At 62.3% G+C, this 9,518-nt stretch carries 3 protein-coding genes and 1 pseudogene; 1 reads left to right on the top strand and 3 read right to left on the bottom strand.

Features of this window, described 5'->3' with window-relative positions; all coding sequences use genetic code 11:
* Position 1 precedes the first annotated feature (1 nt).
* The gene (locus QZ498_RS04520; RefSeq protein ID WP_294620546.1) at positions 2–6,475 is read right to left on the bottom strand and encodes a type I polyketide synthase; all 6,474 of its coding nucleotides are present in this window, start codon (positions 6,473–6,475) and stop codon (positions 2–4) included.
* A 248-nt stretch (positions 6,476–6,723) separates the two neighbouring features.
* The gene (locus tag QZ498_RS04525) at positions 6,724–8,181 is read right to left on the bottom strand and encodes a hypothetical protein (protein WP_294620547.1); all 1,458 of its coding nucleotides are present in this window, start codon (positions 8,179–8,181) and stop codon (positions 6,724–6,726) included.
* A gap of 254 nt (positions 8,182–8,435) precedes the next feature.
* Here QZ498_RS04525 and QZ498_RS04530 point away from each other — a divergent pair, with 254 nt between their 5' ends.
* Positions 8,436–9,125, top strand: a complete 690-nt coding sequence (locus QZ498_RS04530) for a WecB/TagA/CpsF family glycosyltransferase (protein WP_294620551.1) — start codon at positions 8,436–8,438, stop codon at positions 9,123–9,125.
* Here QZ498_RS04530 and QZ498_RS04535 read toward each other — a convergent pair.
* A pseudogene (locus QZ498_RS04535) lies at positions 9,126–9,518 on the bottom strand (glycosyltransferase family 2 protein); the annotation flags it as partial.

Genomic DNA, 9,518 nt, shown 5'->3' on the forward strand with positions numbered 1-9,518 from the left:
TTTACTCCGCTGCGGTCACATTGCCCCATTCCGACACCGTTGCGCCTTGCGCCCCGTCATCGGTGACCCGGGAAATTTCGGCGGTCAGGTATCTGGCCAAGGCCGCAACATTAGGGTCAAGCACCATGCTGTCGTGATCGCCTGACACTTCGATCACCCGCACCTTGGGCGCCCATTCAGTCCACTGGTTGTCGTGGAACACATATTCGCGCGCCGCACTGACATAATTGCCGTTTGAGACCTTCCAATGCGTGTCCAACGGCGGACGGAACAACAAAAGCGGCCCATCCCACGGCTTGAGGTCATATTGCGCCACCGCCTCGCGGAAGGCTGCCTCGATCTTGTGGTTGTTAAAGCCCTGCGCATCATCGCCCTTAGCCTGACGTTTGCGAACTTCCCACTCCAGCCGGTTCAAGGCCCATTCCTTGAAATACCCCGGCCCCTTGCGCTTGATCTCGGCCAGCTTGATCAGCGCCTTGTCACGGCGCGACAGGCTGGGCCGCACGGGCAAGGGCGTGTCCAACATGGTCAGCAAGGCCACCTCGCCGCCCTCGGCCTTGACCTGCTGCGCCATCTCATAGGCGGTGATCCCCCCGCCCGAGAACCCGCCAAACAGATATGGGCCGTCGGGCTGCACCTGACGGATCTCCGCCAGATAATCGGCGGCGGCCTCTTCAACCCGGGTATGTGGCGCGTCATCGCCCACAAGGCCCTTGGCCTGCACGCCGTAAACGGGCTGATCCTCGCCCAATTGCTGCGCCAGATGCCGCAGGTTCAACACATTGCCGAACATGCCCGCCACGATGAACAAAGGCGGTTTGCGCGTCGCATCCCCTTTGTTGAGCGCGACAAGATGCGTGAAGCTCTGCGCCTGCACCGGCGCGGCTTTGGCCTCCCCCTCCTCGGGTGTCGCCACCGGCCCGGTCTGGGCCTCGATTCGCGCGGCAATCGTCGCAATGGTCGGCGCCTCGAACAGAACCGAGATCGGGAACTCCACCCCAAACTCTTTCTTGATCGACGCAAACAACCGCACCGCAATCAGGGAATGCCCGCCTAGGTCAAAGAAACTGTCCTCGACCCCAACCGGGCTGACACCCAACAGTTTCTCCCACTGCTTGGCCAAAGCCTCCTCAATGGCATTGCGCGGAGCAAGAAAATCACCATCCAGATCGGGCCGCTCAAAGCTCTGGCTTTCGCCGCTTTCGGCAACCTCGCTCACCTCGGCCTGTGCGAGCATTGCCTCAAGGTCCAGCGAACTGACCACAACCTGCGACAGGCCCGATGCCATCGCACGGCGCAGGGCCTCCGCCCCCTCATCGGGGCGAATGCCTTGGGCGATGTTGTGCAACAACCGCTCTTCATCCGCCGACAGCGGCACCGCCGTACCACCGCCCGCAAATTCCACTTCCGCAGGCGCAATCGGCGCGGGCTTGCCAAAGCCTTCGGCACTGGCCAGACGGGTCATCCGGAAATTCTCGATCTCCACACAAACCTTGCCGCGCGCATCACACAGCGAAATGTCAAAGCTGGCGCTCTCGCCTTGGGCCTCACCCAAGCGCACCCAGCTGACAACCTCACCCGGCAACGGGCGCAACACCCGCACCGCGCCATAAGACAAAGGCACCCAAAGGTGATTGCCCTGATATCCAGGGATCAGTTCCATCGCCCAGCCGGTCGCAGGGTCCAACAAACCGGGATGCAGGATATACCCCGCCTCCAGATCGCCCTTGCACCCCTCAGGCAGGCTCAACCGCGCCAAGCCTTCCGCTTGGCCCAAAACCATCTCGCGCAGCACATGCCAACGCTCCCCAAACTGCAAATGCCGCTCTTGCGGGGCCTGCAAACGGCCCCCCGCCTCGGCCCGGCGCGGCGCGGCACAGCGTTTTTCGACCGCCGAAATATCAATCCATTTCGACACCGTCCCCGACAGCGGCCTCACATTGGCCAGCGCATTCAAAACCGTGCCCTCACGGCCCTCAACCGTCACAGCCCCGCGCAATTCCACGTCCGGCCCATCCATACGCACCTCAAGCGCACGGGCCTGCCCCTCGGCCACGTCAAAGGCCCGCAGGAAGTGCAGATCGCTGATCTCAAACGGCGCACTCTGGCCGCGCGCGGCCATGGCCTCGGCCACCAATTCGATAAACCCGGTGCCGGGCAACAGGGCATCGCCTGCCTTCGTCCGGTGCCCGTCGATCACCCAATGGCGCTCAGTACTAAACGTGGTGCGGAAGCGCGCGCCACCCTCGGCCTCATCCAACAAGGGCTGATCCACATCGCGCCACGCCTCTTGGGTCTCACCGGTCCGCGCCGCCATGGCATCGGCGGCCATGCCCACCTCGGCCCAAACGCCCCAGTTGACGGCGATCACCTTGGTCGCATCGCCCTTGCGCGCCTTGGCATAAGCGTTAAGAAACTCATTGGCGGCGGCATAATCCACCTGCCCCGCCGGCCGCGTCACCGTACTGGACGAGGCAAACAGCACCAACACCTCAAGGCTACCGTCGGGGAACAAGCCCTCCAACACCCGCGTCCCGGTGATCTTGGGCGCGAAGACCGCGTCCATCTCCGCCTCGCGCTTGGCCAGAAGCGGGCCATCATTGATGACACCGGCGGCGTGAATAACACCCGTCACCGGGCCAAAGCGCCCCTCGACCTCGGCCTTCACCCGCGCCATGTCCTGCGCATTGGCAATATCGCCCGCAACGGCAATCACCTTGCCGCCCAAACCTTCCAGCTCTTGCAGCGCGCGGATGCGCTTGGCCGTGGCGTCATGGCTGGCATGCGCCATCAGGTAAGCCTCCCACTCGTCGCGCGCAGGCACCCCGCCACGCGACAAAAGCGCCACGTTGGCATAATGGTTTTGCAGCAGATCACGCGCCACGGTCTGACCGATTCCGCCAAACCCGCCGGTGATCAGGTATGTCCCGCCCTCGCGCCAAACCGGGGCCTCGCCCACCTCGGCCAAATCAACCGGCGCATAGCTTTTCTCAAACCGCTTCGCCCCGCGCAGCACCGCCTGCCAGTTGCCCGGCGTCGCGGTGATCTCTTCCATCACTTGGTCCACCAAACTCTCAGGCAGCTCAAACACCGCCTCGGGCTTGCGGAACAACCCGCCCTTCACCTCGCGCGGCGCAGGCAGGGCAATATCCATGACCCCCACGCTTAGCCCCGGCACCTCGCGCGGGATCACCCCCGCCGAAGCCGCAACGATGGCTTTTTCCGGATACGGCAATGCCTCATCGGAAAGCTGTTCGGCCCCGTTTGTGAAGACACTAATATGCACCGGGCTGTCCAAATCCCGCTCGCCCAGAACCTGCGCCAGATGTGTCAGGCTAAAGACCCCATGCTCCATGTTACGATCAAAGAAACTGCTGCCGGGGCGGAATGACTCACCCTGTGTCACCAGCCAGAAATGCCCGATGCGTTCCGGCATCTCCCCGGCCTCGTCCAGCATGGCAAAGAGGCTGTCATAGCCCGCGCGCCCCATTTCCGGCGCAAGGCTATAGCGCCCCGGCCCAAGCGCCTGCGTGGTATCGCCCGACAGCACGCGCACCACCGTGTGGCCCACATCTTCCAACCGCGCGGCACTGGCCTCGGCAAGCCCTGCGTCATCCATGAACATCAGCCAGCGTTGCACCGGCAAATCGGCCAAATCGGCCTCCGCCACCAGGTCCGACGCGGCAAAGCGCGGCAACCACTTGGCCCGCCAGCCCCAGTCGGCCATATCCTCCTGCCGCATCAAGGCGCGGGGCGCGGCCTCGGCCACCGCCGCTGTTCCCGGCTCAATGAAATACCGCTTCCGCTGGAAGGCATAGCCCGGCAACGGCAGTCGCCGCCGCTTGGCCTCCCCCCAAATCTGGCCCCAATCGGCCTCAACACCACAGGCCCAAAGCCGCCCGATCACCGATAGGAAATAAGCGTCATCGGCCATGTCCTGATCCGGGTGCCGCAGGCTGCTTAGCACCTGCGCCGGGGCCACATCCGGGCACATCTGCGCCAAGGAACTCAGGGCCTTCCCCGGACCAACCTCCAAATAAACGCGCCCCGGCACTTGCGCCAATTCACTTACACAGGCGGCAAATTCCACCCGGTTGCGCAACTGCGCGGTCCAATAATCGGGGCTTACCGCCTCGTCCGCCGTCAACACCGCGCCCGTGCGGTTCGACATCACCGGAATTTTCGGCGCGCTCAACTCAAGCCCCGCCAAAAACCCACGGAACTTTTCCAAAATCGGGTCCAGCATCCGCGAATGCGCGGCAATATCAATCGCCACGCGGCTGTATTCCGCCCCCATCGCCTCCAGCTTTTCAGCCAAGGCATCCAGCGCCCCATCCGGCCCCGAGACCGCGCTCAATTCCGGCGCGTTCACACTGGCGATATCCAGATCATCGCCCACCAACGCCTCGATCTCGGCCACCGGCAACGAAATGCTCAACATCCCACCCTTGGGCACCGTATCAAACAGCCGCCCGCGCAGCAGGACCAGATCAATACAATCCTCGAAACGCATCACACCGGCCAAACAGGCCGCCGTGTTTTCCCCCATGGAATGGCCCACCAATGCCGTGGGCTTCACCCCCCACGACATCCACAATTGCGCCAACGCATATTCCACGATCATGATCAGCGGAAGCTGCACAGAGGGCTGCTTCAAACGCTCAACCGCCGCGTCAACCTCACCTGCCTCGGGCATCCAAAGCGCGCGAATGTCATAGTCCAACTGCGCCTGAAGGTGGTCCAACCCCCGGTCCATCCATTCGGCAAAGACCGGCTCTGTCTCATAGAGATCGCGCGCCATATCGACATATTGCGCACCACCACCGGGGAACATGAAAACCACTTCGGGCGCGGCGCCCAAGGCATCATGCGTGAACACCCGTCGGGTGTCGCCCGCCTCCAACAATTCCGCCGCTTCAATCGCGGTTTCGGCCACCAGAACCCGCCGCTTGTCAAAGGCACGCCGCCCCTCTTTCAGGGTCCAGGCCACATCGGCCAAATCCAACTCCGGATTGGCCCGCAAATGCGCGGCCAAAGCCTTGGAATTGCCCTCCAACGCCACCTTGCTCCGCCCCGACAAGCACAGCACATGGAAGGGCCAGTCGGACTCCTCCGAGGCCCCCCGCTCCGGCGCTTCTTCCAGAATGGCATGCGCGTTCGTGCCACCAACGCCCAGCGAATTCACCCCGGCGCGGCGCGGGCTGCCCCGCCCGTCCCAATCGCGCAAGGTATCATTCACCTTGAAAGGGCTGGTCTCAAAATCAATCGCCGGGTTCGGCGCTTCATAGCCAAGGCTTGGCGGCATCTGCTTGTGATGCAAAGCCAGCGACGCTTTAGTCAGGCTGGCAACCCCCGCCGCCGTGTCCAAATGGCCGATGTTTGTCTTGACCGACCCGATCCGGCAATAACCCGTCGAATCCGTGCCACGCCCAAAGGCTTCGGTCAAAGCCGACACCTCAATCGGATCGCCCAGATAGGTGCCCGTCCCGTGACATTCCACGTAATCCACGGTCTCCGGCGACACGCCCGCATTCGCCAAGGCCTTCGTCACCGCTGCCGCCTGCCCATCCACCGAAGGCGCCAGATAGCTGGCCTTGTCCGCCCCGTCGTTATTGACGGCAGAGCCCCGGATCACCGCCCAGATATGATCGCCATCCGCCACCGCATCGCTCAACCGGCGCAGCGCGACACAGCCCGCGCCGCTGCCGAAAACCGTGCCCTTGGCGCGATGATCGAAGGCATGGCAATGCCCATCGGGCGACAGGATCTCATTTTCCTTGAACACATATCCCCGGCCATGCGGCAACTCGATGGTCACGCCACCCGCAAGGGCCATATCGCAATCCCCCTGCCGCAGCGCATTACAGGCATAATGCACCGCCACCAACGAGGTCGAACAGGCCGTCTGAATGTTGATACTCGGCCCCTTGAGGTCGAGGATATGACTGATCCGCGTGGCCAGAAAATCCTTGTCATTACCGGTATGGCGCAACAGGAACATGCCCACATCATCCAAAAGGCCCGGATTGGAACAGATGTTGAAGTAGAAATAGCTGCCCATGCCACAGCCGGCATAAACGCCAATATCACCCTTGAACCTCTCCGGCATGTGCCCCGCGTTTTCCAAAGCGCCCCAAGTCACTTCCATGAACTTTCGGTGCTGCGGGTCTAGAATTGCCGCTTCCTTGGCGGAAAAGCCAAAGAACTCCGCATCGAACTCATCAAAAGCGGCCATGCGCGCCGCCGCAGCCACGTAATCCTTGTGGTAGATACGCTCGGGCGACTCGCCCGCGGCAAGCAACGCCTCTTCATCCAACGGCTCGATCGACTCGACCCCGTTGCGAAGGTTCTCCCAGAAATGGTTCGCCGTGGGCGCCCCAGGCAGATCGACCGCCATCCCGACAATCGCAATGGGGTCGTCATCCCCCGACTGCATTTGCTCGGCTTTCACCCACTCGTTACACGCATTCGACATGTCATTAGACCTGCAAATGCCCCCACGCCACTATATATAACGCGATGCCATTCCCATAGCGGCGAGGCGAATTTACACGCAAGCCCTTCCCTTATCTTATTGATTTTTCGATATTTTTATTTTTCTACCTTGAGTTGCACCTCAAGTTGAGCGCGACAACTTCGCTTCAATATAGGGAATTGTTCCACGATAGTGAACAATCTGCCACAATTGAAAACCCGGCCCGGTCCAAATCCATAGAATCGCTGCTACAGTAGGGTGCGCTGCCTAGCCTCACGACGCGGCCTGCCAATCACTGGCCCATCGCCAAACAAGGGGCGCGGGGCCTTTTCCGGTCCGAACCGCAGGGTCTCGGCATAGCCAAGCACGGCCCCAGCCACCAACCACATAATCGGCACCAGCGTATCGTTCAGCAGCATATCCACCATCGTCGCCCCCAGAATAAGGGCCATCGGTGTGGCAAAGGGCGACAGGCTCCGCCCTGCCTTGCCGATCTGCAAGAACAGCAGCAGCATCGGAAAGGCCAGCAACCCCATTTCGCACAGATACCCAACCCAGCCGAAGGTGCCAAAGGTCAAAATCCACCGTCCATCCGGGATCGACAGAATCTCACCGGTCTCGCCATGCCGCACAAGGTTGCGCCCCCATCCGCCCCAGCCGAACAGGTCTTTTTCATGCGCGCGCTGCAAGAGCGCGTTTTCATTGTCGAAGCGATAGCCTAGCGAATGCGCCCGGTCCGGGCTGATCGCCTCGGCCTGCGCAAGGATTGCCTCCAGCGGGATAAGCCCCAGATTGCGCAGCATCGGCCAGGAAATCGCGATCATCGCCAAGACCACTGCCAAAAGCGCCTGCCAGCGATGCGGCGCCAGAAAAACCACCGGCACAAGGCCCAGCGCATAAAGCTGCGAGGCAAGACTTTTGCACAGGTAGAGCACGATCAACAGGTACACCACCGCCACCATCCACCGCCGCTGCTCCTGTCCTTCGGTATTGCGAGCCAAGGCCACCGCCGACACCAGCGCCGTGACCATGAATAGCGCCAGCCACAGGGCATGCGGGAAGAAAACGATGGGCCGAAAGCCCCCATCGCGCATCATCTGCGCGAAACTGTGTTGGAAAAATCCGTAAATCCAAGTGTTCAATTGCGGGCTGAACCGGATCTCGAACAGCGCGGGTATGGAATAGGCCAACCCGCCAATCGCAATCGCCAGAGTCAGTTCCCGCAACCCCTTGTCCGTGCCCAAGTAATGCCGGCCCAACAGGAACGGCAGCAAGACAATCACCTGATTTGACAGCACCGAGGCCATATCGATCAATCGCAACCCCGGCAGGCTCCATGTCTCGAACCGTATGGGGTCGGCCCCGGCCAAAACCTCGAACACGATAGGCTCACGGTTGGTCAGAACCGTCGGAATCGCAACCAATAGATAGCCCAGCGCCAGAAGGATCGCGATCATGGACCTTGGCAACAATCGCACCCTGTCCTTCAGGATGAACAGCGCACATGCAAAGGCGCAAATGCTCGCAATCGAGAATTTGTCCATATCCGGCACCAAGGGCAGGTCGAACTCCGCAATCGGCGGCAAGACCAGATACGCCCCTAGAATGGTCCAGATCACCGCGCGCTCCGGCGGCAACCGCCTGAACAGCACCACACTGACCAGCGGCCAAAGCATCAAGGCAAAATAGGCGATTGGATTGGGCATATCGGTGTTTCAGCGTCCTGCGCGGGCCTCTTGGGGCGGCACAATACCACCCCGCCGCGCCCCCGTCGCCCCTCTCGTTGCGGGATAGACCGTTTCGCTTTCGGCAATGGCCTGCCTGCAACGCCCTCTGGCCTTGGCGCGGGTTTGCCCCTAAAACCTGACCTTGGGGGCCACGTGGTATCGGAGTAAACCCAGTGCAATTCGCCTTCCGCGATCAGGTCATTTCTGTCAACCGGCCCAGCCGTGCCGGGCTAATGTCCGACATCCGCCAAAAACTCGAGGCCCGCGAAGGCTTCGCGCTGGCCACCATCAACCTAGACCATATCGTCAAGATGAACGCCTCTCCGGCCTTCACCACCGCCTACGCGGCGCAGGATATGGTCGTCGCCGATGGCTGGCCCATCGTCACGCTGTCGCGCATCGCCCGCCAACCCGTGGAACTCATGCCCGGCTCCGAACTCATCGTCCCGCTTTGCAAACTGGCCGCCGAAACCGGCCGCCCCGTGGGGTTCGTCGGCAGCACCCAAGACACGCTGACCAAAGCCGCGCAAACCCTCATGGCGCAAATCCCCGGCCTCACCGTGGCCTATACCCACGCGCCGCCCATGGGCTTTGACCCGGCAGGCGAGGCCGCTGCGAAAATATGCGCCGATCTGCAATCCCAAGGCGTCGCCCTTTGCTTCCTCGCCCTCGGCGCCCCGAAGCAGGAAACCCTTGCCGCCCGTGCGCGAGACCTCGCGCCAAACACCGGCTTTGCCTCCATCGGAGCAGGCCTCGATTTCATCGCAGGCGACCAACGCCGCGCCCCCCGCTGGGTGCGCAAATTGAAACTGGAATGGTTCTGGCGCGCGCTTTCCAGCCCCCTGCGCCTTGGCCCGCGCTACCTCAAATGCCTGGCCATACTCCCCGGCCGGATGCTTGAGGCCCGGCGGAACCGCGCCTGATCACTTGTATTCCACAAGCCCCGGCTTGCGGCCCCGCAAACGCGACAGGTAATAGCCCAGCGCGCCCTGCGCCTCGGCAAACTTGCCCAGCACGGTAAACACCGCCCGCGCCCAATCCCCATCGCGCAGGCCCAGCCGCACAACCTGCACCGGATAGGCCAGCGCCAACAAAAGCACCAACCAAGGCGACACCAAAAGCGCGCCCAAAATCACCAAGGGCAAGACCGCCCCCCACAAGAGCGCCCGCCGCGTCTCGCGCACCCAATGCCGCTCCGGCGGCGCCCCATGCAAGGCCGCGCCCTCGGCAAAGGCATGACCCGCCCGCTTGGTCCGCGTCCACCACTGGCCAAAGCGCGTCATCGCGGCGTCATGCCATGTCATCTCCGCATCCAG

Source organism: uncultured Roseovarius sp. (assembly GCF_913057115.1).
Lineage (GTDB): Bacteria > Pseudomonadota > Alphaproteobacteria > Rhodobacterales > Rhodobacteraceae > Roseovarius.